Origin of the sequence: Porcibacter vitabionis, from assembly GCF_046263795.1 — a bacterium.
In the GTDB taxonomy this organism is placed as follows: Bacteria; Bacillota; Clostridia; order Lachnospirales; family Lachnospiraceae; genus Lachnocurva.
This window is the reverse complement of sequence record NZ_JBJYZD010000005.1, coordinates 50535-75913: the sequence shown is the minus strand read 5'-3', so window position 1 is coordinate 75913 and position 25379 is coordinate 50535. Positions and strand designations below refer to the sequence as shown.

Below are 25379 nucleotides of genomic sequence, written 5' to 3'. Positions count from 1 at the left end.
ATTGAATGGTTCAGCAACTATCGTTATTTTGCAAAAAGACTTGTGTTACGATAAATTCCCCTAACGAGGATCCTGCCACTATCGTAATTTCAAGAACTGAATCCGATTATGATATTTGCATGCGCTTGGGAAAGGATTCTGGCTTGTCCTTGACCTGATTATTCGATATACAAAATCTTTTGAAAATCATGCGTGTTTCCTGGAACTTTCTTGCTTGTCCTGGGCCTGATTATTCGATATACAAAATCTTTTGAAAATCATGCGTGTTTTCCAGGCATTTTTATAGCATGAAATCCTAAAGATTTCATATATCGAATTTTTTGCCATAAAGTCGGCTCTTTCTGAGCCAAAAACACGCATCAAATCAAAAAAATGCATATATCGAATCTCGCAATAAAGCACTGATGCAAGGCTCAACATCCAGACTCAGAATTAAAGCACCGAAACAAGGCCCAACATCTCGACTCAGAATGAAAGCTCAGATGCAAGTCTCAACATCTAGCCTCAACATCCAGTCTCAGAATCAAGCCTCAGGCATCTGTCCATGAGAACGTCTCGAACCGTTCATTGCCCGGCTTTCGATGCAAAAATCCTGCGCCTTCCTCCTCGACTTTTGATATAATCGAAAAATGTGAGTAAGAGAAAACTTGAAACGGGCAGAAAGGATCTCCCATGCAGAATAAAAATTTTGATATCAACGAAAACGGCTATAGCATCCGCTGCAGAGCCTATTTTGGCAAAGACCTCCACCAAGCCAGGCAGATCGTAATCGCAACCTACGGCTTTGGTGGCAATAAAGAGAATCATGCGATCAGCACTTTCGCAGAGCGTCTGATCGGGAAATATAAGACCTTCGCTGTCGTAACCTTCGACTGGCCTTGCCACGGGCAGGATGCAAGGAAGAAACTGCTCCTGTCAGAATGCCTGGAATATCTAGATCTGGTCATCCAATATGTGAAAAAAGATATGGCTGCAGAGGAGATCTACAATTACTCCTCCAGTTTTGGCGCCTTCATTACTCTTGATTATCTGGCAAAAAAAGGCAATCCCTTCCATCGCATCGGTCTCCGCTGCCCTGCCATCAAGATGTATGATGCCCTGACCAAGAATCTTACCGAAGATGACTGGAACAAACTCCATAAGGGGAAAGAAATCCTTCAGGGCTTTGACCGGAAGATGAAGATCAGCAATGAGTTTCTGGAAGAAATGCAGACCGATGATGTAAGTAAGCAGGATTATCTGGACAATGCCGACTCTATCCTGATGATCCATGGAACAAAGGATGAGATGGTTCCAATCGAGGTCACCAGGAAATTCTCAGAAGACAATGTCATTGAACTCATCGAAGTAGAGGGAGCTGATCACCCCTTCTCCAACCCTAAGCATATGGATCTGGCGATACAGAAAATAATTTCTTTTTTCAAGCCGGACTGACTTCCTTTTTTTCCTCCTGCTCCCGGTCAAAGGCAATCAGCTTGGCAATGATCTCGTCACAGATCTCATCCGTCGACTTATGATCGGTAGCCACAACAACATCCGCTACAGCCAGATATTTCTCCCGCCTCTGATCCATCAGATCTTTAATATAATCGACATTCATATGATTATTGAGAATGGGCCTGGAAGTAGAATCCTTGACCCGGTCCAGAATGGTCATCGGCTCTGCCGTTAATAGAACAATTCTGCCATTCTTCTTCATGTGGTCTGCATTATCCGGTCGAAGGACAATGCCTCCGCCACAGGAGACAATTGCCTGTTTGATCTTCTGGAGTTCGATCAGGCAATTGGATTCCAGGTTTCGGAAATAGATTTCTCCATACTCTGAAAAGATCTCGGAAATTGTCATTCCCTGTTTCTTCTCGATCAGCTCGTCCATCTCGATCCGCTGCATTTCCAGCTTTCTTTCCAATTCCTTCGCAATAGTGGATTTACCGGCACCCATAAAGCCGATGAGAAAGACATTATAATCAAAAAGTGCTTTTGCCTGAACCCGACGGGAGTTTTTCATAATGTACTTAAAGACATCCAGTATTTCTTCCTCAAATGGATTATCCCTTAACTGCTCCTGAAGCTCCCTTGTCTGCTTGGCTTCCTGTTCCGGCTGCAGAATCGGGATTCCTGTTTTCTTTTTATAAGCAATGATGTCCTGGATCAATTTCATCCGATCTGCCAGAGCATTGATCAAACGAGTATCCACATCACGGACCTTATCTCGTGTCTCTTCCAGTTGATTCTTTTGACTCTCCTGATTTTCCTGGTTCTTTTCTTCTTCCATCATTACAACCTTTCCCTGGTCCTTACCACAATCAGAAAGCATCCCTTCCTGCCACTTTCAATTGTTCTTTCAGCTTATCGATAAGTAAGTTGCTATTTATTATAAATGATAGCTTTATTAACCGCAATGCTTTATTGCTTTTATGTGTAAAAGTCAATGAATAAAGACAGATGGCTTAGACCATATCGATCCAAGCCATCTGTCATTAAGAGGGTATTATGATAAAAACTGTCCCTTCAATCAGAGGGGATTATGATGAAAACTATCCCTTCAAGCCTCCAGCCTGAAGTCCGGACACAAAGTATTTTTGAAGAGTGATAAATATTGCGAACACGGGAATGAGGCTAATGATTGATAGGGCAAATACACTTCCCCACTCTGTGAATTGATGCTCTCCAAAGAATCCGGCAATTGCTATGGGCATTGTTCTCTTTTCATCCGTATCGATTACCGTTAATGCCCACTGGAATTCATCCCACGCTGTGAGGAAATTAAAGATGCTTACCGATGCAATTGCAGGTTTTGCTAATGGTACGATGACCTTGAAAAATACGGTGAAAACATTTCCCCCCTCAACGTAAACGGCCTCGTCATAATCAATCGGAATATTTTCAATATAGTTCATGATCATAAAAGTCGAAAACGGCATGACCCAGGCAACATAAAACGGGACAAGTCCCAAGTCCGAATTGGTAAGATGAAGATAATTTGCAAGTTGGAATTGCGTAATGATCATGGTAGTTCCCGGGATGATCATTGTTCCAATAACAAGTCCAATCAGAATTTTCCTACCGCGAAAGGAAAATCTTGCCAGACAAAATGCAAGTGCAGAAGCAATAAATGCGGCAATAACCACAGTAAGAATTGCAACAATAACACTGTTCCAGAAATTTCGAACAAATTTCGGTTCACTTAACACATTCTGAAAATTCTCCAAAGTCAATTGTCGAAGCTTTGGAAAAAAATGAGGCGGGAATTCGTACAGTGCACCATTGGGTTTTAGGGCTATACCAATCATGTAGATCATTGGCATCACTGAGAGAATTGCTCCAATAATCAAAAGAATGTAAATTATTATTGTTCTAATTTGTCTCTTTGTCATGCCCATCACCTATCCTTGGTTTTTCCCTTTCATAGCCTTAAATTGAATGATTGCTAACAATACCAATATCATAGCGATGATAAATGATAATGCTGACGCATAACCGTATTCACCCGTTCCAAACGCTTTGTAATACATCCAGGTCAAAACCATTTCCGTTTGATGCATTGGTTTGCCACCCGTAATCATTTTTACAGGTGTAAAAGTATTAAATCCTCCAATCGTCAGTACGATCAAAGCAAACATTATGGTTGATCGAATTTCAGGTAGAGTAATATAAACGAATTTTGCCAAGGGACCTGCTCCATCCATTTCAGCAGATTCATACTGTTCTTTCGATATACTCTGCAGTGCTGCAAGAAAAATAACCATATTCCATCCGATACCCTTCCAGATACCAAGAATGATCATTACCGCCATTGCACCTGCCCTACTATCAAGCCATGCAATATTATGGCTGGTAATATGAACAATATTAAAAAGGAAATAGTTTAACAATCCTTCTGTATTGAAAATATAACGAAATACCAGGGAAACGATCACCCATGAGGTAATCACCGGAGTATAGAAAAGAACTCGAAAGACAACACTAAACTTGGAGATGGAATTCACTAAAACTGCAACCAAAAGGCCAAGTATCATTTGGCCGGGAACTGTAAAAACGGTATATATCAATGTGTTCTCAAGTGAAATGATAAAAGTATGATCCTGTAGCACAGCATGATAGTTTTTTAATCCGCAAAATGGATGGCTGCCTACCGCATCAAATCCCCATTGAAAAAAGCTCATAAAAAACAGCTTTACTATGGGATAGATTGTGAACAGTAAGAAAACGATTAATCCCGGTATCAAAAGAGCCGCGACCTGTTTTTTGCTGTGTTTTACATTAATACGCATGCTGATCCCCTATGATGGGAGAGATATGGAATGTTATCTCTCCCATTGCTAATAACTAATTTTTTATTCCTGTAAAAGCTTATCGACCTTGGGCGCCAATTCATCCAACGTCTTCTGTGCATCAGCTCCGTCCTTTATAATAGAGGTCATTGCCGTAGTCATCTGGTTATCAATTTCGGTCCATTTAGCAACAGCCGGTCGAACCCCTGCTGTTTCAATAGCTTGTAAGAATGGTGCAAAATCAGAATTTTTTACAGTATCTGTATCAAGCGCTTCCTTATTCGCAGGAATCTGACCACATTCTGCCATAGCTACCTCGGCATCCTTACTGGTCATAAACTTCATAAATTCCCAAGCGCCCTTTTTATTACCATTTTGGAACATTCCAATGTCTTCACCGCCAAGGACCGATACCGATCCACCATTTCCTGCAGGCAATGCACATGTACCATATTTAAAGTCCGGATATGCTCCCTTCATTTCTGCAATTTTCCAGGGGCCTTCCACAATCATTGCATATCTTCCTGTGCCAAAGCCATCGGTCATTGGAATATCACCACTATTGAATCCCGTAAAGCTCTTATTTTTATAGAGATCAGCCAGTTTTTGCACAGCCTGAACGGTTTCCGCACTATTCAGATAACCAGATGCTTTTGTATAATTTTCATCTGTGATTTTTCCACCATAACTCCAAATATAAGGAAGCGTATTCCAACCGGCCAAAGCAGGCTCATCCAATCCCCAAACCTGTTGTCCGTTCGAATCTTTTCCTGACAATTTTGCTGCATCCTCATACATCTCATCCAGAGTCTTTGGTTCCTCTAAACCAGCTTTGTCAAAGACTTCTTTGTTATAAAACAGAATCTTTGAATTCGTATTGAGACCAATTGCGTAGTAATCGTCCCCGATTTTTGCAGTGTTCATAGAGTTCGACAGAAGAGAATCACTTACTTCCTGGAAGTCTGACATTTCTTTATTCAACGGCACCAGAATATTCATCTTCTGAAACTCAGGAACCCATGCAATATCAAGTCGTGCCACATCCGGAAGTTTTTTTGAATTCGCTCCAATCAAGATCTTATTATGAAGGTCCTCCCAACTATAGGAAACTGCCTTTACCTTATACTCAGGATGTTCCTTTTCAAATTCCGGAATCAGTTTTTCCTTTAACACCTTGCTTTCCTTAGATTCGGCACTATAATTGTGCCAGAATGTAATGGTGCTCTGACTGGATTTTCCAGCTTTCTTCCCGGCTGCTGACCCACAGCCTCCTAGCATGGTAACCAGCATCGTTGCTGATAATGCAACACCAAATACTCTTTTAAAATTCATACTGCACCCCTTCCTTCATTCTCCATACACCGATGGAATAAGCTTGCAGTTCAATATTGTTCTCTGGCATTTCGCCTGATGATTGATCTGCATTTTCCAATAAGACCTGTTCCCATTTGTCTAAATCAACTGGTAATTTTTTCTTTTCTTCACCTCCATTAATTACCACTAAAATACTTCTGTCCTTATAAATCCTGTAAAAGCCGATGGAATCTTTATCCGCAAATAGCGTTCTATAATCACCCCGCTCCAACTCTATATAGGATTTCCGAACTTCTATAAATTTCTGATACCATGACAAAAGATCCTGATTCTGTTCATCATGATTCCAAACCATACATCCTCGGCATAAGGGATCATTATCACCTGTCATTCCGATTTCGTCACCATAGTAAACCGCCGGACATCCGACAAATAACATTTGCAATGCAACTGCCAGTTTCAGTTTTCTGACGTCTCCTCCGCACTCAAACAGGAACCTTGGTGTATCGTGACTATCCAGTAAATTATACATTTGGGACATTTTTTCAAACGGATACAGCATCATCATATGATTGATACGATTGTTAAATTCTTCCGCAGAAATCTTTCCCTTTGCAAGCCAGTCAACCACTGCGTCTCTGAACACATAATTCATTGCACTGTCTAATCGGTTTCCACAAATCAACTGGTGTGCATCTCCCCAGGTCTCACCTAATAGGAAAGCATCAGGAAACTCCTTTTTTATTTCAAATGAAAAGCGTTCCCAAAACTGAGTCGGTATCTCATCAGCTACATCCAGCCGCCATCCATCTATTGAATACTCCTTGATCCAATACTTACCAACATCAATGAAATAATCTTGAGTCTCAGGATTCGCCAGATTTATTTTAGGCATCCATTTGTAATGACCGACACAGTCATACGACTGTTCATCGATAGTAACCGGGTATCTATGGATAAAAAACCAATCTTTGTACTTTGAATGATTTCCAAATTTCAATACATTCTGAAATGGTTTCCACTGCGTTCCACTATGATTAAACACTCCATCCAATATGACGCGAATTCCCAACTCATGCGCCTTGTTAACAAGTAACTTTAAGTCCGCATTCCTGCCAAAAGCCGGGTCAATCTTGTAATAGTCTGTAGTGTCGTATTTATGGTTCGATACCCCTTCAAAAATAGGATTAATATAGATACAATTAACGCCAAGCTCTTTTACATACGAAAGTTTTTCAATAATACCTGGCAGATCCCCTCCCATATAATTCAGACGTGTTGGCAGGTTTCCCCATGTATCAAGTTTTTCCGGTTTTCGAAGAGAAGCATCCGACTTTCGGAACCTGTCCGGAAAGATTTGGTAAAAAATCATCGATTGATTATTATCAGATATATCCAAACAATCGGATGGATTAGGCCACAAGAACTCATAAAATGATTGATCGGGTGGGTTGTCTTCGCTCTCAAAACCATTGGAAGACAGCCACGTTACTGTCTCATCCGAAAAATGAATTTCAAATCGGTATCTGACATATGCTGCTATGGGATCCAAGTGGATACGAGTTCGAAACTGGTCATGCAATCCATCCGAATAGACCCGATCCATTTCTTTTTTTTGCATATGTGCTCTATCCAGGTCATTTCTCGTCCAGTATTCGAGGAAAATATGCTTAACATCCCTCGTTCCTGCATTAATAAGAATCGTCAAATCAGTTCTGGAATTTGGATAGACAAAATCCCTGATCGGTCGAAATTCAATAGACGCCTTGTTCATTGTATTTCCTTCCCTTTTGCAGTAGAATCCCTCTCAATCACATCGGTCGAAATCAAGACCTGACGACTGTTATGATCCTTTTGATTGATTTGCTGAATCAGAATTTCTGCCGCCTGAAGTCCCTGTGCGTAAGTATCTACATTGATACAACTAATCGAAGGATTCATCAATTCTGTAACATCTGTGTTGTCAAAACAAAGGATTCCAAGTTGTTCAGGTATCTTGATCCCATGTTTTCTGGCTGTTTCAATAGCAGATACCGCGATTCTATCATTACTGCAAAGCACTGAAAGACTGCCATTTCCCTCGTTAAAATGATCAAGTATCGCCTTTTCAACTGATTGTTGATCTACAATATTCTGAACAACTTGATATCTGTCCTCACTAACAGCTTGTTCTTCCAATGTCTGAACAAAACCCTTCACTCTCTCTTTTTCAAACAGAGGATCTATTGAGCGCATCAAAAACAGGAAGTTCTCATACTCTTTTGAAAGCAAGTGTTCGGCAGCAATCCGTCCTGCCTGGATGTTATTAATATCAACCCAGCTGGATGTATCCATTTCATCATTCTTGCCAACAATAACAACAGGGAATTCCAGTTTTTCTAAATCTGCCAATAAAGGCTTACTAGCCAAATCTGCTGGTAGTACAATTCCATCCAGTTTTTTTCCATTAATCAACCGCAGGATAGATTCGCTCTTTTTTTTCGGCTTCGTTGCCGATACTATCATCAGACTGAAGTCTTTTTGTTGAGCTACTGTTTCTAAAGCAAATACGGTCTTGTTGAAGAATCGGTTTGAATATGCCTCTGGTTTTGTTGTATCTACCGCCAGCCCAATAACATGTGAACTGGCCTTAGCAAAGCTTCTGGCCAAATCATTTGGTACATAATTCAATTCCTTCATTGCCTGGTGAATACGTTCACTTGTTTCCGGAGAGATTACTCTTTTATTATTCAGAACTCTTGAAACTGTTGATGGAGAAACTCCAGCCAATTTTGCGACATCCTTTATTGTTGCTCCCATACTTCCCTTTCATGCAACCGTTTGCATATTTTTTAAAATATTAATGTTAGCAGCTCCTGCTAACATTTTTCAATAATATCCGATTTCCATATATTTTGAATTTGCATTAGCGGTTTTAAACAGTGCAACCGCTTGCATGATTTTGGTATAACATCTGAGACTTTGATTGTCAATGCATTTTTTAAATCTTGTGAATCATGCTGATAAATCCAGGTATTGTTTTGTGCACTATCACGGAAAAAGACCGGTTGAATGCAGCCAACTCGCTCCATCCAACCGGTCAGGCACATTGTTTTATCAGCTGGCATTATGAATCAGATTCAGGATGATATCCAGATCCTTTACATTCATCTGTCCCGGAGCAGAGACAGCGCCGACTGCACCGAATGTAGCCGCAGATCCGAAGACCTCACCCGAGAGGCGGGAGATCAGACCGGTACCTGCCATGGACATGGTGATGATGGGACGATCGGCATAATCATTTGCCATCGCTTCCGTTGCTTCCAAAAGAGTCAGAACATCCTTCTTATTCTTCGGCATCACAGCGATCTTCGGGATATCTGCGCCCAGATCCTGCATTTTCCGCAGACGATAGATCAGATCTTCCTTTGCCGGTGTCTTATCGAAGTCGTGATTGGAAGCAACAACTTTGACACCACATTTATGAGCGGTTTCGATGATATCCAGGACATAGGAATCTCCGGTAAAGGCTTCCACATCCACGAGATCTACAAGGCCGGTCATTGCAATTCTTTTATTCAGCTCAACATAGGCCTCCGGCTCGATTGCCTTCTCACCACCCTCTTTTGAGGTCCGGAAGGTGAAAAGGATCGGCTTGTCATCCCCCAGCGTATCGCGAAGGGACTTGGCGGTATCTTCCACTTCAGCAAAATTGAAAACACCGTCAAACCAGTCCACACGCCACTCAACAATGTCGTAACGATATTCGGAGAAAGACTCTGCAGCCTTTATGATATCCTCCTTTGTCTTTCCGACGATTGGAACAATGATCTTAGGAAGACCTTCGCCAATGACAACATTTCTTACCTGAACAGTATTCATAGTTTCCCTCTTTTTCTTCTGATAAAACCTTTCTTTCGGTCAAACCTTTCTTCCGGCAGTTTCAGCGCCATAATGATTCGGCCTGCCGGCACCTGCCCAGCCGATCATAAATCTGCCGGGAAATCTCTTGCATAACAAAAGCACCTTCTCTGCCGGGGCAATTCCTTTCCCGGCAAGGAAAGGTGTTTTTTGTGTCTGTCGGGGCAATCCCTTTCCCGGCAAGGGAAGGTGTTTTTTTCCTGTGATCAGATCATCTACTCTTCCTTGAAATAGAGTTGTTTCAGTTCCTCTACCGGCATTTCCTGACCGGTGTAGAGGCGGAAGGCTGCCTCGCCCTGCCAGAGCAGCATGCCTCTGCCATTGACCACTTTACAGCCATGTGCCTTGGCATCCCGTAACAGCTTGGTTTCCAGAGGATTATATACCGTATCTGCAACCACAAGGCCTTCGTGGAATACGGACATGTCCCTTACAACAGACTTGTCATCCATAGGTTTCATGCCAAGAATCGTTGCATTGATCAGAATATCGCTTTCCAGAATTTCCTTTTTGAAAGCAAGCTCATCTGCCAGATCCATAACTTTCACTTGGCAATCGGGCACTGCATCCATAATCTTCCTTGCGGTCTCTTCGATCCGCGGGAAGAATTTATCCTTAATATTGAAGATGGAAATCGCCTTTGCCCCATCCAAAGCAGACTGAACCTCAATCGCCGTTGCAGCTCCGCCACCGCCGACAATGGTGATCTTCTTCCCCTTCACTTCTACCCCGTGATCACGAAGATTGTTATTAAATCCGATGCCGTCTGTCATATGGCCGATCAGTTTTCCATTTTCATTGACAATGGTATTGGCAGCGCCAATGATCTCTGCTGCCTTCGAAAGTTCGTCGCAGCCTCTGGCTGCGGCAATCTTATCCGGCATAGTAACATTCATGCCACGCATATGGAAGGTCCGCATGGCCTGCAGGGCATCCGGGACCTGGTCTTCCTTGATGTCGAAGGCGACATAGACATAATCCAGTCCCAAGCGGTCAAAAGCGTAATTATACATAACCGGTGACAAGGAATGGCCAACCGGAGATCCGATCACGCAAAGCAGTCCCGTTGTGCCTGAAATTCTTTCTGTACCCATATTTCCCTCCAAATTCTACGAACGATAAGCCATACACCACTATATCATCATTTCGATCGAAACTGTTACTTTCGCACGTCTACTTGTGAAAGTTTCCATCATTATACCCCACTTTCTAATTATTGCCTATTCATTTTTTCAGAAATATAGACCTCGAAATATGATATAATTTTTTTAAATTTTGTTACGGGATAGGGAGAAGAAAATTATGGCTTCTAACGATAGGCATTACCACAATAACAGCGGGCAGGATATCGGCGGCTATCTCTTTTCTGCCGGTCAGGATATGCTGGATGCGGTGAACCGGGCCGTTCAGGAAGGAAATTATTCCGGCCTGGCGGAATCCCTGTCCGATCAGATCAATAAAGCAATCTATGGCGGAGAAAGGGGATTATCCGGAAAATTCTCCCGGAAATCATGGGATGATTCCCATACCTATCATTCAGATGGAAATTCCAATGCAAATCCTTCCTCCTATACGGCACCGGATGGTTTCACCTACGGGCAGACACCCAAAGGGACCTTCTCCTATTTTACCGTTCGTCCAGTCAGCTACAATTTCGGAAGCCGAAGGAGGATCGCCGGTATCCTCGGGGAAGTTTTTTTCGGATTTTTCTCCTTTTGCTTCGGACTTTCGCTGATCGGCTTTATTCTGGGTAACCGTATTGCGGCAAGTCTGGTTTCCATCTGCTTTCTCGTTTTCAACCTCTACATCTTCAGCCGCTTCCATAGGCTGAGGGAAGAAGGAAAGCGCTATGACAATCTGGTCGACAGTTACTTCCGTTATGGAAATATCCTGGGCAGCCGGGAATATTTCCGGATTCAGGACCTGGCCCAAAAGGTCAACGAGAATCCCCAGGAAACCCTGCAGAATCTGATCGACATGAAGAAATTCAACATGCTTCCCCAGGCATCCTTTGACATCCACTACACCACCATGCTTCTTACGGACCATGCCAGAATGCTCTATCAGAATGCCATGCAGGCGGAAGCAAAACGAAAAGAGGCCTCCGGCGAGACAGCCTTTTCAGACACTACTGCAGGCATGGGACAAACAGCCAAGCCTCAGTCTGATGTCGAAAAGATCCTCTTTGACGGCGACCAGTATTTAAAGAAGATCCGTACTGTCAACGACGAGATCCCCGATACCGAAGCGATGTCCGATAAGCTTTATCGTCTGGAAAATATCACCCGGTCTATATTTGCCTCTATTAAAAAGGATCCCGGCAAGGCCAAGGATCTCCGGCGGATCATGAATTACTATCTGCCGACAACGGAGAAGCTTCTGGATGCTTACCTGGATTTCTATCGAAGCCCGGTGGAATCCGACCAGAAGAAGCAGTCCATGGCTGAAATCGAACAGGCAATCGACACTGTCTGCGATGGTTTCGAGCGTTTCCTGGCCAAACTGACCGAGCAGGACATGATCGATATCTCTTCTGACATCAGTGTCATGAAACATATGATGGAACAGGACGGCATGATGGATTCGGAAATGAAGCGGAAGTAAACAAAAGATTGAGGAGGAATGTTATGAATGACACGTTAAAAGAGGAAACTTTTCACCCGACCTTAGCTTTCGGCGAAGAAAAGAAGGAAGATAATCTTCCGGCCCAGCCGAAGCCGGAAGTTCCGCAGGCTTTCGAAAAGGAGGCTGAGCTGTCCGACGCAGAACAGGCCCAGGTCGATGCCTTTGTCGAGAAGATCAATCTGACCGATTCGGCTGCCGTCATGTCCTACGGCATCAGCACCCAGAAGAATCTGGCGGACTTCTCCCAGAAAGCGATCGATGATGTCCGGACCAAGGACATGGGCGAAGTCGGAGATCTGTTGGCCGGCCTGGTAACAGAGCTTAAGAACTTCGATGTCGATGACAAGGAAAAGGGCATCGTTGCCTGGTTTAAAAAGAAGAAAAACTCTCTGGACGAGCTGAAAGCCCGTTACAGTAAGGTCGAGAGCAATGTAGATACAGTCAAGGAACAGTTGGAAGGCCATGAGCAAAAACTCTTAAAAGACTCCGCCGTCCTGGATAAGATGTATGATCTTAACCTGAATTACTATAAGGAACTGACCATGTACATCCTGGCCGGGAAAAAGAAGCTTGAGATCGTCCGTGCAGAGGATCTGCCGAAACTGCAGGCCAAGGCAGAAGAGTCCGGCCTGCCTGAAGATGCCCAGAAGGCTAAGGATCTGGCTGCCCAGTGCGAGCGTTTCGATAAGAAACTCTATGATCTCGAACTGACCCGCACCATCGCCATGCAGACGGCACCGCAGATCCGTCTCATCCAGAATTCCGACCTGCAGATGGCTGAGAAGATCCAGTCGACCATCGTCAATACCATTCCGCTCTGGAAGAATCAGATGGTCATCGCCATCGGCATGGAACACGCTTCACAGGCTGCCCGGGCAGAACGGGAAGTCAATGATATGACAAACGATCTCTTAAAGAAGAATGCGGATAAACTGCATCAGGTAACGGTTGAGACGGCCAAGGAAAATGAGCGCGGCATTGTCGATATCGAGACCTTACAGCACACCAATGAGACCTTGATCAGTGCCATGGATGAGATCATGACCATCCAAAAAGACGGCAAGGCCAAACGCCAGGCCGCAGAGCAGGAACTTTCCGGCATCGAAAAGGAGCTGCATGACAAACTTCTGGAGATATCCAGAGGCTGATTTTATGAGGGGGGACAAGATGGATTTTACAAACTATTTTCTAATGATCAATGAGAATGATCCGAAGGGGACGGAAAAAGCAGTCATCGCCTACACACTGGAGAAGACAGGGAATATGATCGACTGGGATTCGAAAACGATGACCGCCCGGATCCCCGCTGAGCATGGAAATATCAACCATGTCTGTCGGGTAGAGGATCAAAAGGGGCATTCTCTTTACATTAAGCAGGCAGGCCTTGAGACCCGGATCTCCAAGGATATGACGGCATCGGTCGACCGGAACCGCCAGGAATCGGAGATCCTTCAAATCGAAGAGAAACTGGCGCCCGGCATGGTGCCCCATATCTATTTCTATGATACCATCATGCATGCCTCAGGAATGGAAGACTGCAGCGATTTCCAAGTCATGCGGGATGCCATGCTGGAGCATAAGACTTTTCCTCTTTTCGCAGATCAGATCTCAACCTTTATGGTCAATACCCTGCTCTATACTTCGGACCTTGTCATGGACCACAGGGAAAAGAAAGAGCTGACAAGAAAATTTATCACGCCGGATCTCTGTGACATCACCGAAAAGCTCGTTCTGATGGAACCCTATCTCGGCGCCGAAAGAAATCATATCTTCGAGCCCAACCGGACCTTCGTTGAAAAAGAGCTCTATGAAGACCATGGTTTACATTTGGCGGCAGCCAAACTCAAATTCAACTTCATGACCAATGCCCAGGCTCTCCTGCACGGCGACCTCCATACCGGTTCCATCTTCATAAAAGAGGATGCCATGAAAGTCTTCGACTGCGAATTCGGCACCTTTGCACCGATCGGCTACGATGTCGGAAATATCATTGCCAACATGATCTTTGCCTATGACAACGGGCTTTCTTCCGGTGACAGTGCCTTCTCAGACTGGTGTCTGGACTCCATCGAGGAGCTGACGGACCAGTTTATTTCAAAATTCAATGAAGCCTATGATCAGGCGGTCACTGAGCCCATGGCGAAAGTCCCGGGCTTCAAGGAATATTATCTGGCCGGAATCTTAAGGGATACGGCAGGTTATGCCGGTACCGAACTCCATCGACGGACCGTCGGTATGGCCAATGTCGTTGATGTGACATCGATCAAAGATGAGAAGGCAAGGCTTCTGGCAGAGCGGATCAACATTCTGGCAGGAAAGGAAATGATCCTTTCGGCAGAGAACTTTGCCAATGGTTCTGCCTTCGTTGATGCCGTCCTTCGCGCCAGGGAGAAGGCAGAAAAGACTCTGTGAAAGGTAAGGATAAAACATGAATAAAAGTCTCGATGATTTTTTTGAAAAAGTAATTACTGTAAAATGGGGACCGGACAAGGAGTCAGTGGATATCATCGATCAGACCCTTCTCCCCACCACCATTAAGAGAATTCAGATCAAAAACAAGGAGGATCTCTGGGAAGCCATAAAGAAGCTTCGGGTCCGTGGTGCACCTGCCATTGGTGTGGCTGCTGCTTACGGGATCGCTGTCCTTGCAAGAACCATGTCGGAGGATAGCTTCAACCATTTCTATCAGGAATTCAAAGAGACCAAGGACTATCTGGCAAGCTCCCGCCCGACCGCAGTCAACCTCTTCTGGGCCTTGAACCGGATGGAAGAAAAAGTCCTTTCCATGAGAGAAGAGTCCGTCATTGCCATAAAGAGGGCTCTCTTAGAGGAAGCCCAGGCCATCCGGGACGAAGATGTCGCCATCAGCCGGAATATCGGTGAGATCGGCTTTGGCCTCCTGAAGGACTTAAAAGTTCCCGGTCAGGAGCTCGGCATCATGACCCATTGCAATGCCGGTACTCTGGCAACTGCCAAATACGGCACTGCCACCGCTCCCATGTATCTGGCTCTCGAGCATGGCTGGGAAGGAAAGGATATGCATGTCTACTGTGACGAGACCCGCCCTCTCCTCCAGGGAGCCCGTCTGACCTCCTTTGAACTGGTCAATGCCGGGATCACGACTTCCGTCCAGTGCGACAATATGGCCTCTCTCCTCTTAAAGACCGGCCGGGTCAAGATCATTTTTGTCGGCTGTGACCGGGTCGCCCGAAACGGCGATGCAGCCAATAAGATCGGAACCAGTGGACTTGCCATTCTCGCTAAGCACTACGGCGTTCCCTTCTATGTCTGCGCCCCCTCTTCCACGATCGATCAAAATACCAAAGACGGAGACCAGATCCCGATCGAAATGCGGGATCCCGAAGAGATCAAGTCCATGTGGTATGAGACCCCTATGGTTCCCTCTGCCGTGGATACCTCTTTCAATCCGGCCTTTGATGTCACAGACCATGAACTGATCACGGGCATCATCACGGAAAAGGGCCTCTGCCAGGGACCGGATTATGAGAAGAGTTTCCGGGAGCTTGGGATCTTCTGAAGCCATCCGGATCTAAGGAAAATGAAAAACAAGAAGCGTTTCCGGGAACCTGCGATCTTGTGCTATACTGCTAAGAGAGCTAAAAGGAAACATTCCACGAATGGCTCAAAAGGCAATATGCAATAAAAGAAAAGAGGTACTGTAATGTCATCTGAGAACAAATCTTGTATCAAGGATCGGCTGACTGCCCTTCGACAGACAATGGCAAAGGAAGGAATTGACTACTTCCTTGCTACATCTTCGGATTATCATGCATCGGAATATGTCAGTGATTTCTTTAAAGTAACCGAATATCTGAGCGGATGCACCAGTGATAATGTGCATCTTCTTGTTTCCAAAGAGGGTGCCTGGCTCTGGACCGACGGCCGCTTCTTCATTTCTGCAGCCGGCGAGCTGGAGGGGACCGAATGGCATCTTATGAAGATGGGGGAACCGGATGTCCCTACCATCGAAGAATTTTTAACGGACCATCTTTCCAAGGGACAGACTCTGGCTTTCGACGGCCGCTCTGTTACCGTGACAGAAGGAGAAAATTATAAGAAACTGGCGGAAGCCTGTCAGGCCAGGCTGAATGGATCCTTTGCACCGGTCGACCAGATCTGGACCGACCGGCCTGCTCTGCCTTCGCATTCGGTCTACATTTTACCGACCGAGACTGTCGGAGAAGACATGGAGGACAAGGTAAACAGGGTCCGCACTTTCCTCAAGGCCAGAGACTGCCGGGCATGGGTCCTGGCAAAGCTTGATGATATCATGTGGCTCCTGAATATCCGGGGTGACGATGTCCACTGTAATCCGGTTGCCCTGTCCTATCTGATTCTGGGCCAGGATACGATCGATCTCTTCCTTCAAGACTCTGAAATTACCGAAGACTTCCGGGCCTATGCCATCCGGCATGAGATTGCCCTGCATCCTTATGAGAACTTCTTCGAAGAACTGTCCAAGTGGAAGTTCGATGGCAAAGTCTTCCTGGATCCCAACGCCTCTTCCTTCGCTTTGAAAGAGACCTGTACCCATGCAGCCGGAAAGGAAAATCTAGTCTACGGTGCCAATCCGACGACTGCAATGAAGGCAGTGAAAAACGAGGTGGAACTGAAAAATTCCAGAAAATGCTATATCGATGACTCCGTTGCCCTCTGCAAATTCATGTATTGGGTACAGAAGACCATCGGGAAAGAGAAGATCACGGAAGTTTCCGCCGCAGAACATCTGGACAAGCTCCGTTCCGAGATCCCGGGATATATCGAGCTTTCCTTCGATACCATTTCCGCTTACAATGCCAATGCAGCCATGGCCCACTATGCTCCAACCAAGGAGAGCTGCGCAGAACTGAAACCGGAGGGCTTCCTCCTTGTGGATTCCGGCGGAACCTATCAGAATGGTACGACCGATGTCACAAGAACCATTGTCCTTGGTAAATTGACACCGGAAATGATAAGGGATTATACCACCGTTACAGTTTCCAATCTCCGCCTGCTTTACGCAAAGTTCCCTTATGGAGCGAATGGCATAGCATTGGATACCTATGCAAGAGCACCTTTCTGGGAGAAGAGGCAGAACTTCAATCATGGAACCGGTCACGGCGTAGGCTATATTTTGAATGTACATGAGGGACCTCAGAGCATCCGCTGGAGAAATGCATCGACCGTTTTCGAACCCGGCATGATCACATCGGACGAGCCTGGCATCTATATCGAGAATGCTTATGGCATCCGGATCGAAACCATTCTGGAGTGCGTCGAAGATGAGACCAATGAATACGGACGTTTCTTACGTTTCGAGCCTCTGACCTATGCCCCGATCGACTTAAAGGCCATTGATCCGTCCCAGATGGACCAGTCCGATATTGACAAGCTGAATGACTATCACAAGAGGGTTTGGGAGACGATCTCTCCTTATCTCGAAGGCGAAGAACTCCGCTGGCTCAGGACATCCACGATGCCGGTGGAAGGCTAAAATAAGAAAAAAGAAAATTTGAAAAGCCGGAAAATATAGACCGAAGCTAAAAAACCGCTTCCCCATCAACGTTCTGACGGGGAGGCGGTTTTTTATTGAAAGTTTTATCGAATTGAAAGTTTTATCTTTTGATGCCGCTTTATCAGCGGTTAGAAAGACCTTCTTCTCTATGATCCTATGATTCTATGATTCATAAAAATCGGCAAAAGGGCCGGGAAGGATCGGGGCTGTCCTGACTTCCTTCCTGAGATCCTGGTCCAAAGTGATCGGACTGCCATCCGGCGCTTCAAATTTCTCTTCCGGTTCAAATGCCATACCAAGCATCTCTGTATCGACCAAGGAGAGATTCTGATCCTTAGACCATTCCAGGATCTTATCCTTTAAGTCCTGCGGGATCTGCATTCGAAAATTCTTAAGAGCCTGATCCACGGGATCCAAAAAGACAGGATCTTCCTGATCCATTGTCTGTCCCACTACTCTTGTCTCATCCCCGGCATCCCGATCCTCTTGCCTGGAAGGATCCGTCGAGAAACTCCATTCGATATGATCATCCGGAAGAAGGAGGGCATTCTTTTCCTTCTCCCAGGCTTTTGCACCGGCCAGATAGACATTGCCCTCTGCCCAGACCGGAAGATGACTGTAATAACGGTCACTGGGAGCAGAGCCCATACCGCAGTATTCATCGAATCCTGCCTTCCATTCCAAAAAATCCGGATAGCCATTAAAAGGAGCGGTGCCGACCTCCAGATTTCCGTCGTCCCAACCATCCTGCAGCTGTCTTTGCTGCTTTTGATAAGCCGCCATGATCGGCCGGATGGGTTTCTGAACGAAAATATTTTGATAAAACCGGTCATCCCCATGCAGACAGGTCATAAAGCCGAAGATCTCGACCCTGTGCGGAAAATGATAAGGGGTATAACGCGGCGACGGCAAGGTCTTTGAACCATTGTCTGTCCCGATGCCGATCGAGACCAGACTTCCGGCGATGAAATTGTGACACACTGCAACGCCCTGGCAGGCCAGTTTCAATGCCCGATCCGACAGGAGCAGGTTATTATCGATCAAAGTCGGCCCATGTGAGATCTCAACGAAGATGTCTTCCCCCATACCGGCGAAGATCTCTCTTCGCTCTCGAAGGGCCTCTTCCTTCTCTTCTTCTGACAGTCCTTCTTTTTCACAAGGGTCATTTTCAAATGCCGCCAGAGTATTGTCGTGGAAGATATTCTGGCTGATCCGGCTCCCCTGGGCCTGCCAGTCCAGCCAGATCCCCCTGGTGCAGTGGTGGATATGATTTCTCCGATAGATGCAGTCGATGGCGGCATGCATTTTGATCCCGCCGATCTCTGCTCCGGCCAGGTTCTGTTTATTATTGATATGATGGATATGACAATCCTCTATGATGGAAAAGGCTCCGCCCATATGTCCGACAATACCGTTTTGTCCACAATCATGGATCTGGCAGCGGCGGATGATATGAGATCCAACCGTCTCTTTGGACCAGCCTTCTGCCTGGGCCTGGCAGACACACTCTCTCTGGGTCTGCGTTCCATCCTTATACTTCCATTTTAACCACTTGTTATCATTTCCCTCCTGCCGGTACTTGCCGAGAGAAATTCCGGCGCATTTGGCTTCATAGATATCGCAGTCTTCAATGATCCAGCCCTTGGACCAATGCGGGGCGATCATCCCTTCCTGATAAGCCGTAGGCGGAGCCCACTGTGTTGCAGCCTCCCGAACCGTGAATCCGGAAAGTGTAATATAATTCACTCCTGTCACTTCCGGTGCAAAGCAGGCCGGACGGACGCTGATCTCTACCTCCTCCTGATTCGGATCCTGATCTTGAAAATTACAATAAAAGACCGTCTGATCCTCACGAACTTCACTGTACCATTGATAGAGAGAACCCTGAGGGTCCCAGGAAGCCGGTTGAATCTTCGGATGCAGGACCTCTTCCAAAGACCGCACCTCATAGAGAGACTTGTGATTCAAATAGACATCTCCCCGATGAGCGATATAGCCGCCCATAAACCAGTCACCGGATACCAGTTCCCGATATGGATGGAAGGAGCCGAAAATGGAATTGTCCACTGCTGCCCGCCAGGTGCCATTGCCAAGACTTTCCCAGTTCCTGACCGGTTCTGCTCCGGTGATGACTGCCTGAAGAGGTTCCACCGACTGATAAACAATTCTTTGCGTCTCTGTTCCCCCCTGCCGGGGATGTACATATTCCCGATAAACCCCGGGGAAAACCAGAACACGATCTCCCGGACCCGCGAGATCTGCCGCCTCCTGAATCGTCCGAAAAGGGCGGTCCTCGGATCCGTCTCCTCCTGCTTTGGAGTTTTTATTTACATATATTGTCATCTTTTCTCCAATCTTTTATAAAGAATTCTTATAATAGTTAGGAATTTCCAGACGAATGATTTATAATAGTTTCATTATTCCTTTATCGTCATAACAAAGATAAGGAGGGGAGCACAAATGAGAACAGAGGAAGATCTGCCAATCAAATATGTCCAGCCGGATGCCTGGGACGGATCCGATCGTCGTGTCAATGGCGACCAGGAATTTGTCCGCTATCTCGGAAATTCACATATTCGGATCTGGTACAATATCCAGACAGAAGGCTATCCGCCCCATCACCATGCTGCCATGGAAATCATTGCCTGCATCAAGGATGACTATACGATTTCCTGTCAGAACCAGGTCTATCATCTGAATGAAAATGATCTCCTTTTTATTCCTCCTCATATGCCTCACCGACTCATGGGAAATCCTTCCGGAGCCAGATTTATCATGATTATAGATAGCTCCATGTTTTCCTGTTTCGCTGATTACAAGCTGATACTTGCCCGTTTTAACCGGCCGCTCTATATTTCTGCTGCGAAAGATCCGGTTTTCCATCACAAGATCTGGGAGGACATGAATCATATCACGGACCTCTATTTCGATCACAAGAATATGTGGGAACTCGCGATCTATGCCAGACTCCTCCATATCATTGCTAGTTTCGGCCGCCATTCTCTGAGGAAGAGCTATGATTCGACCGCTCCAAATTCCGGCGTGGTTTCGAAAAGCTACGATCGTTTCACGGAGCTTCTGGCCTATCTGGAGGATCATATCACGGAGCTTCTTTCCCTGGAACAGGCTGCAGAGTTCACCGGATACTCCAAATTTCACTTCTCCCGACTCTTTAAGGATTACACAGGTTCTACCTACCATGAATTCATTCAGGATCTTCGGATCCGAAAAGCCAAGGAACTTCTTGCTGATGAGAACTCGGTCACAGAAGTTGCCTACCAGACGGGCTTCCATGACCTCGCCTCCTTCAGCAGGGCATTTAAAAGCAATACCGGTATGACACCGACGAAATACCGTTCTCTTGCGGTCCAGGAGACCTGAGGAACGAATGAACTTTTTATCCCTTGACCGACCCTAAGGCAACGCCTGCAACAATATACTTGGACAGGCAGAGATATGCAATGATCAGGGGCAGGGCTGTAAGCGTCAGGCCCAGATAAACTGCTCCATATTCTGTCTTATAGATATCCCCTCGAAGGAGCGATACCATGATGGGCAAGGTATATTTCCTTTGATCCGTCAATAAAACCAATGGTGTAAAAAGGTTATTCCAGCTGGAAACAAAGCAGAAGATGGCCTGGGTTGCAATGGCAGGTTTCATGATGGGAAGAACGATCCGATTGAAAATAAAGAATTCTCTCGCACCGTCGATCCGGGCCGACTGAACGATCTCTTTACTTAAGGCCGGAATCATATACTGACGCATATAGAAAACCATGGCCGGGGATGCTATCGCCGGAAGGATCAGCATCGACAGGTGGTTTGTCATATGAACCTTATAGACCATCTGATAGAAACCGATCATAGTGATCTGAGCCGGGATCATCATAATAGCCAGAATAAAGCGATAGAAGGCATCCCGCAGTTTCCATTCATAAATCACAAGTCCATAAGCAGTCAAAGTCGAGAAATAGGTTGCCAGAACTGTCGTCAGGACAGAGATGATCAGAGAATTCATGAAGCCGACAGCCGGGTTGAAGCTCTTTCCCAGAAGGACCTTCAGATTACTGAAGAAGTATCCGGAAGGGATCAGGGACAGGGCATGCTGCTGAATCTCTACGGTCGATCGGGTCGAATTCACGATCATGATAAGAAATGGCAGAATCGAGAGAATGGACAGGATGATACAGATAATGAAGATGATTGTCTTCTTCAATGTATGTGATTGCTTCATTGATCTGTCTCCTTTCCCTGCATTTTCGCCTTATAGGCACGGCGCAGTTCCTTTTCCCTCTGTTTTTTCTGTTTCTCCATAGCCTCTTCATCCCGGTCTCTTAAAAGCCAGAAGAGAACGATAGAAGCCAGAACAATAATAACGAACATGATCATCGAAGCCGCTGCCGCCCGGTTATACATATAAGCTCCGGAGAAGGCCTGGTTGTAAATAAAGACTCCTGTGGTCATCGTTGCGTTATCCGGGCCTCCCAGGAGAAAGAGCTTCGGGATATCGAACATATTCAAGCCGCCGATCAGGCTGGTTACCATGGTATATAAGAGGATGGTCTTGATATTCGGCAATGTCACAAGCCAGAAAGTCTGCCATCCATTGGCTCCATCGACCTCGGCCGCCTCGAAAATTTCCGGATTGATTCCAAGCACACCTGAGATCAGAATAATCATAGTATAGCCATACCACATCCAGGTCTGAATAAAAATGACAATGCTCTGAGCCACCTGTTTATTGACCAGGAAATTCACAGGCTTTGAAAAAATACCGATCCGGGTCAAAATATCGTTGACCGGCCCCATGGGATATCCGAAAAGTGCATTAAACAGGATGGCTATGGTTGCTGCAGTAATAATATTCGGCATATAGAAGATGACCTTGAATATGCCTTCCCCGGGCACCTTGAATCTGCGATCGGTAAACCATGCTGCAAGCAAGAGTGCCAGAAGAAGCTGTGGAATAAAGTTCAGCACCCACATTTTAAGGGTATTCTTAAATGCTGTCTGAAATGTAGGGCTGGACAGAATTGTCTTAAAATTGAGAAAGGGATCCTTCAGAAAGTGGATCTCCGTTGTTCCGATGCCCTTCAGATCTGTAAATCCGATGACTGCCGTATATAGCGTCGGATACAGAGAGAAGATGAGAAATGCTATCACAAAAGGAATACTGAAGAGGTATCCATATTTTGCATAGCGGTTATGCTGCGTCTTCATGTCGTTTTCCCCCTTTATATCTCTGACAAGGGTTGCAGGGCAGGCCTTGGCACTGCCCTGCGAAAGTATGAAAAAGGTGTATTTTGTGTGTTTTTGTATTTTTGTGTATTTTTTGGTAGGGAAAGAGAGATTACTTTGCTGACTCGATGCCAAGGTTGTCATTCACGGTCTGCTTAAAGTCCTTGATGGCATCGTCCCGGCTCTTCTGTCCGGATGCATAGGCACGAACCTGATCTCTCCAGATCTGGTTAATGGATTCATCGTACTGGGTCAGATTCTTACCGTTTGCATATTTGTTGGCAGGTACGAAATAATCAAACATATTCTGACCGCCCAGGAAATCCATGGATCCATCTGATTTACTCATAACCGTTCCGGAAGCAACTGCATCCTTGGTTCCGCCAGCGCCGTTTAAGGTTCCGTTTGCCCACTTATACTGAAGAGAATTTTCATCGGTCTGCAGGGTGATCCAGTCAATGATATCCTTTACAGCAGACTTCTTACTCTTATCCATTTCCTTATTGGCCAGAAGCCATGTGCCGCCCCAGAAGAAACCAACCGGAGAATCGCAGACAGCCCAGTCGCCATAGGTGCCTTCGCCTGCTTTTTCTCCGCCGCAGTTCTTGGCGATTGTGTAGTTAATAAGCCATGCCGGTCCGAAGAAGCCGAATACCGGTTTCGGCCCTTCGCCTTTCATATCTGCAAACCAGGCATCCTGCCAGTCCTGAGTTACATTGGACCAGCCCTTGTCGGTCAGATTCTTCGAGATATCTAAGAAGGCTTCCCTCTTCGGATCGATCTGAAGCTTTCCATCTTTTGTAAGCCAGCCCTTTTCCGAACTGTTCTCAACGGCATGCCAGACATCACCGTCACCGGAAACAATGGCATCACCCTTGGCCGCAAGTTTGTCTGCTGCTTCCCAGAACTTATCAAAGTTTCCGCTGCCGCCGCCGATGATGTTAGAAATCTCTTTCGGATCATCGGTTCCGAAAACATCCTTTGCAATGGATCTTCGATAAATGAAAGCGCCGCCGGTTGCCTGATATCCCAGAGCATCCAGTTTGCCATCCGTATTGGTTCCAATATCTATGGTGTACTGAGCAATATCGGCATCTTTTGTTTCCTTGTCCACATCAATGCCCAGGTCTTCATAAGGCATTGCATATTTTTCCATATCTCCCTGTGTATACTTCAAAACAAAGGCAGATTCTGCGCAGTAGATGTCCGGACTTTTCTTTCCTCCTGACTTCAATGCTGCATCCAATGCCGGCTGATAAGCACCGTCTGTTGTTGCAATGATCGTAGATGTCACCTTATAGGGGAAATCCGGATGGTCTTCGATATAATGCTTGACCATACCTGGAACTTCATCTGTGAAAGCCCAGAGATTCAAGGTTCCCTTCTTTCCGCCTTCCTTAGGAGTAATGGTCTGGCTGGTCTTCTGATCATCCTTTTTACCACTGTCCTTCGATCCGCCTTGGGATTTGCCTCCACAGCCTACAAACATGGTACAGGTCATAGCTGCTGTTAAAAGCAACGCAAGTACTTTTCTTTTCATTCCTTTCCTCCTTTTTAAACACCCCCAAAGTCCCTCTTCGGAGTTGCATATCCATACAATGGTTGAAAACCAGGCCTGATTTTCTTTGATTGCTTTGATACTGTCGTTATATCATCTACCGGTCTTCTCTGTTTGACAGAACTTGCTTTTTATTTGTCAAAAATTATTATTTTGAACAAGAAACAATGAATATCGTTATTTTTTTTGTATAATATAGACAAATGAAAGTGAGGTAATTTATGAAAAAGTACTTTGATCCGAACAATCCTATGCAGCGTGCCCTGGGCATTCTCTTTGATCTGATCTGCCTGAATGCGGTTTTTCTTGTAACCTGTCTTCCCATCATAACGATTGGAGCAGCCCTGACTGCGCTCTACAGCCAGACCATTAAAATCGTTCGAAAAGAAGAGACCTATCCGGTCCGTTCTTATTTCCGGCAATTTAAGAAGGATTTTACCCGGTCCACTCTCCTCTGGCTTCCCTGCCTCGGTCTTCTCCTCTTCTTTTCGGCCGATCTATATTTGATCTATAAGGTCATTGACCCCTCCTTTGAGATCCTCCAATATCCGGTCTGGCTCCTTCTCTTTTCGGTCGTCGCTGTGATCCTCTATGCCTTTCCGATTACGGCCCGCTACCGGGAAACTTACGCACAGACCGTAAAAAACGCTCTCCGCCTGGCCTTCGGCAACCTCTTTTTATCAATCTTCTTCGTCCTTGTCCTCTTTCTGCCACTGGATCTGGCTTTCCATAACGGAATTGCAGCGGTTCTTTTCTTCAGCATCTTTCTCTTCGTCGGAGCCTCCGGCATAGCTTGTTTCTTCTCACTCTTTCTGAACCGGGTCTTTGAGAAGACAGAGCAGGGAAATGCAGACCAGGACCAGAAAATGTAGACAAAAGCTATAAAGGCAAAAGCTATAGAAAACCGCTTCCCCATCAAAGATCTGACGGGGAGGCGGTTTTTCAAATAAAATCC

At 45.7% G+C, this 25379-nt stretch carries 20 protein-coding genes; 8 read left to right on the top strand and 12 right to left on the bottom strand.

What is annotated here, in order from left to right; genetic code table 11:
- The first annotated feature begins 672 nt into the window (after positions 1-672).
- Entirely contained in the window at positions 673-1434 is a 762-nt protein-coding gene (locus ACKX2L_RS05520; RefSeq protein ID WP_497552787.1) for an alpha/beta hydrolase, read from the top strand.
- Here ACKX2L_RS05520 and ACKX2L_RS05515 read toward each other — a convergent pair.
- The 8 genes from ACKX2L_RS05515 to aroE form a co-directional block, all read right to left on the bottom strand.
- Positions 1421-2275, bottom strand: a complete 855-nt coding sequence (locus ACKX2L_RS05515; RefSeq protein WP_497552839.1) for a shikimate kinase — start codon at positions 2273-2275, stop codon at positions 1421-1423. The genes ACKX2L_RS05520 and ACKX2L_RS05515 overlap by 14 nt on opposite strands.
- Positions 2276-2537: 262 nt before the next feature.
- Positions 2538-3377 (bottom strand): carbohydrate ABC transporter permease, encoded by an 840-nt coding sequence (locus ACKX2L_RS05510; RefSeq protein WP_497552786.1) that lies wholly within the window; start codon positions 3375-3377, stop codon positions 2538-2540.
- A gap of 9 nt (positions 3378-3386) precedes the next feature.
- Positions 3387-4274 (bottom strand): carbohydrate ABC transporter permease, encoded by an 888-nt coding sequence (locus tag ACKX2L_RS05505; RefSeq protein WP_497552785.1) that lies wholly within the window; start codon positions 4272-4274, stop codon positions 3387-3389.
- A 63-nt stretch (positions 4275-4337) separates the two neighbouring features.
- Positions 4338-5552 (bottom strand): extracellular solute-binding protein, encoded by a 1215-nt coding sequence (locus tag ACKX2L_RS05500; protein ID WP_497552838.1) that lies wholly within the window; start codon positions 5550-5552, stop codon positions 4338-4340.
- A gap of 43 nt (positions 5553-5595) precedes the next feature.
- The gene (locus tag ACKX2L_RS05495) at positions 5596-7362 is read right to left on the bottom strand and encodes a glycoside hydrolase family 13 protein (protein WP_497552784.1); all 1767 of its coding nucleotides are present in this window, start codon (positions 7360-7362) and stop codon (positions 5596-5598) included.
- The gene (locus ACKX2L_RS05490) at positions 7359-8387 is read right to left on the bottom strand and encodes a LacI family DNA-binding transcriptional regulator (RefSeq protein ID WP_497552783.1); all 1029 of its coding nucleotides are present in this window, start codon (positions 8385-8387) and stop codon (positions 7359-7361) included. Before ACKX2L_RS05490 ends, ACKX2L_RS05495 begins: the two co-directional genes overlap by 4 nt.
- A 297-nt stretch (positions 8388-8684) precedes the next feature.
- On the bottom strand, positions 8685-9449 hold the full coding sequence (gene aroD / locus ACKX2L_RS05485; RefSeq protein WP_497552782.1) for a type I 3-dehydroquinate dehydratase: 765 nt from the start codon (positions 9447-9449) through the stop codon (positions 8685-8687).
- 254 nt (positions 9450-9703) lie between these two features.
- The gene (aroE, locus tag ACKX2L_RS05480; RefSeq protein ID WP_497552781.1) at positions 9704-10582 is read right to left on the bottom strand and encodes a shikimate dehydrogenase; all 879 of its coding nucleotides are present in this window, start codon (positions 10580-10582) and stop codon (positions 9704-9706) included.
- Between the two features lie 208 nt (positions 10583-10790).
- On the opposite strand from aroE, the gene ACKX2L_RS05475 reads away from it, so the two are divergent.
- The 5 genes from ACKX2L_RS05475 to ACKX2L_RS05455 all read left to right on the top strand — a co-directional run bounded on the left by ACKX2L_RS05475 (position 10791) and on the right by ACKX2L_RS05455 (position 17607).
- Positions 10791-12092, top strand: coding sequence for a 5-bromo-4-chloroindolyl phosphate hydrolysis family protein (locus tag ACKX2L_RS05475; RefSeq protein WP_497552780.1), 1302 nt, complete (start codon positions 10791-10793; stop codon positions 12090-12092).
- A 23-nt stretch (positions 12093-12115) separates the two neighbouring features.
- Complete coding sequence (locus ACKX2L_RS05470) at positions 12116-13261, top strand: toxic anion resistance protein (protein WP_497552779.1); 1146 nt, start codon at positions 12116-12118, stop codon at positions 13259-13261.
- A 43-nt stretch (positions 13262-13304) separates the two neighbouring features.
- Complete coding sequence (mtnK, locus tag ACKX2L_RS05465) at positions 13305-14525, top strand: S-methyl-5-thioribose kinase (RefSeq protein ID WP_497552837.1); 1221 nt, start codon at positions 13305-13307, stop codon at positions 14523-14525.
- Positions 14526-14541: 16 nt separating this feature from the next.
- A complete protein-coding gene (gene mtnA, locus ACKX2L_RS05460; RefSeq protein WP_497552778.1) occupies positions 14542-15651 on the top strand; it encodes an S-methyl-5-thioribose-1-phosphate isomerase in 1110 nt (369 codons plus the stop codon).
- A gap of 144 nt (positions 15652-15795) precedes the next feature.
- Entirely contained in the window at positions 15796-17607 is a 1812-nt protein-coding gene (locus ACKX2L_RS05455) for an aminopeptidase P family protein (RefSeq protein WP_497552777.1), read from the top strand.
- 183 nt (positions 17608-17790) lie between these two features.
- Here ACKX2L_RS05455 and ACKX2L_RS05450 read toward each other — a convergent pair whose 3' ends face one another.
- On the bottom strand, positions 17791-19971 hold the full coding sequence (locus tag ACKX2L_RS05450) for a right-handed parallel beta-helix repeat-containing protein (protein ID WP_497552776.1): 2181 nt from the start codon (positions 19969-19971) through the stop codon (positions 17791-17793).
- Between the two features lie 117 nt (positions 19972-20088).
- On the opposite strand from ACKX2L_RS05450, the gene ACKX2L_RS05445 reads away from it, so the two are divergent.
- Positions 20089-21009: an AraC family transcriptional regulator gene (locus tag ACKX2L_RS05445; RefSeq protein WP_497552775.1), complete on the top strand. Its 921-nt coding sequence runs from the start codon at positions 20089-20091 to the stop codon at positions 21007-21009.
- Positions 21010-21025: 16 nt separating this feature from the next.
- On the opposite strand, the gene ACKX2L_RS05440 is transcribed toward ACKX2L_RS05445, so the two are convergent.
- From ACKX2L_RS05440 to ACKX2L_RS05430, 3 genes are all read right to left on the bottom strand, one after another.
- The gene (locus tag ACKX2L_RS05440) at positions 21026-21862 is read right to left on the bottom strand and encodes a carbohydrate ABC transporter permease (protein WP_497551663.1); all 837 of its coding nucleotides are present in this window, start codon (positions 21860-21862) and stop codon (positions 21026-21028) included.
- Positions 21859-22848, bottom strand: coding sequence for a carbohydrate ABC transporter permease (locus tag ACKX2L_RS05435; RefSeq protein WP_497552774.1), 990 nt, complete (start codon positions 22846-22848; stop codon positions 21859-21861). The genes ACKX2L_RS05440 and ACKX2L_RS05435 overlap by 4 nt, the downstream gene beginning before the upstream one ends.
- A 130-nt stretch (positions 22849-22978) precedes the next feature.
- On the bottom strand, positions 22979-24406 hold the full coding sequence (locus tag ACKX2L_RS05430; protein WP_497552773.1) for a carbohydrate ABC transporter substrate-binding protein: 1428 nt from the start codon (positions 24404-24406) through the stop codon (positions 22979-22981).
- Between the two features lie 239 nt (positions 24407-24645).
- Here ACKX2L_RS05430 and ACKX2L_RS05425 point away from each other — a divergent pair, with 239 nt between their 5' ends.
- Complete coding sequence (locus ACKX2L_RS05425) at positions 24646-25296, top strand: YesL family protein (RefSeq protein ID WP_497552772.1); 651 nt, start codon at positions 24646-24648, stop codon at positions 25294-25296.
- Positions 25297-25379 lie beyond the last annotated feature (83 nt).

Excerpts from the sequence above, each read along its gene's own strand:
- ACKX2L_RS05520 (WP_497552787.1), top strand. The coding sequence starts at position 673 with ATGCAGAATAAAAATTTTGATATCAACGAAAACGGCTATAGCATCCGC.
- aroE (WP_497552781.1), bottom strand. The coding sequence starts at position 10,582 with ATGGGTACAGAAAGAATTTCAGGCACAACGGGACTGCTTTGCGTGATC.
- ACKX2L_RS05515 (WP_497552839.1), bottom strand. The coding sequence starts at position 2,275 with ATGGAAGAAGAAAAGAACCAGGAAAATCAGGAGAGTCAAAAGAATCAA.
- ACKX2L_RS05440 (WP_497551663.1), bottom strand. The coding sequence starts at position 21,862 with ATGAAGCAATCACATACATTGAAGAAGACAATCATCTTCATTATCTGT.
- ACKX2L_RS05455 (WP_497552777.1), top strand. The coding sequence starts at position 15,796 with ATGTCATCTGAGAACAAATCTTGTATCAAGGATCGGCTGACTGCCCTT.
- ACKX2L_RS05490 (WP_497552783.1), bottom strand. The coding sequence starts at position 8,387 with ATGGGAGCAACAATAAAGGATGTCGCAAAATTGGCTGGAGTTTCTCCA.
- ACKX2L_RS05430 (WP_497552773.1), bottom strand. The coding sequence starts at position 24,406 with ATGAAAAGAAAAGTACTTGCGTTGCTTTTAACAGCAGCTATGACCTGT.
- ACKX2L_RS05435 (WP_497552774.1), bottom strand. The coding sequence starts at position 22,848 with ATGAAGACGCAGCATAACCGCTATGCAAAATATGGATACCTCTTCAGT.
- ACKX2L_RS05510 (WP_497552786.1), bottom strand. The coding sequence starts at position 3,377 with ATGACAAAGAGACAAATTAGAACAATAATAATTTACATTCTTTTGATT.
- ACKX2L_RS05495 (WP_497552784.1), bottom strand. The coding sequence starts at position 7,362 with ATGAACAAGGCGTCTATTGAATTTCGACCGATCAGGGATTTTGTCTAT.
- ACKX2L_RS05505 (WP_497552785.1), bottom strand. The coding sequence starts at position 4,274 with ATGCGTATTAATGTAAAACACAGCAAAAAACAGGTCGCGGCTCTTTTG.
- aroD (WP_497552782.1), bottom strand. The coding sequence starts at position 9,449 with ATGAATACTGTTCAGGTAAGAAATGTTGTCATTGGCGAAGGTCTTCCT.
- ACKX2L_RS05450 (WP_497552776.1), bottom strand. The coding sequence starts at position 19,971 with ATGACAATATATGTAAATAAAAACTCCAAAGCAGGAGGAGACGGATCC.
- ACKX2L_RS05445 (WP_497552775.1), top strand. The coding sequence starts at position 20,089 with ATGAGAACAGAGGAAGATCTGCCAATCAAATATGTCCAGCCGGATGCC.
- ACKX2L_RS05425 (WP_497552772.1), top strand. The coding sequence starts at position 24,646 with ATGAAAAAGTACTTTGATCCGAACAATCCTATGCAGCGTGCCCTGGGC.
- ACKX2L_RS05470 (WP_497552779.1), top strand. The coding sequence starts at position 12,116 with ATGAATGACACGTTAAAAGAGGAAACTTTTCACCCGACCTTAGCTTTC.
- ACKX2L_RS05475 (WP_497552780.1), top strand. The coding sequence starts at position 10,791 with ATGGCTTCTAACGATAGGCATTACCACAATAACAGCGGGCAGGATATC.
- ACKX2L_RS05500 (WP_497552838.1), bottom strand. The coding sequence starts at position 5,552 with ATGCTAGGAGGCTGTGGGTCAGCAGCCGGGAAGAAAGCTGGAAAATCC.
- mtnA (WP_497552778.1), top strand. The coding sequence starts at position 14,542 with ATGAATAAAAGTCTCGATGATTTTTTTGAAAAAGTAATTACTGTAAAA.
- mtnK (WP_497552837.1), top strand. The coding sequence starts at position 13,305 with ATGATCAATGAGAATGATCCGAAGGGGACGGAAAAAGCAGTCATCGCC.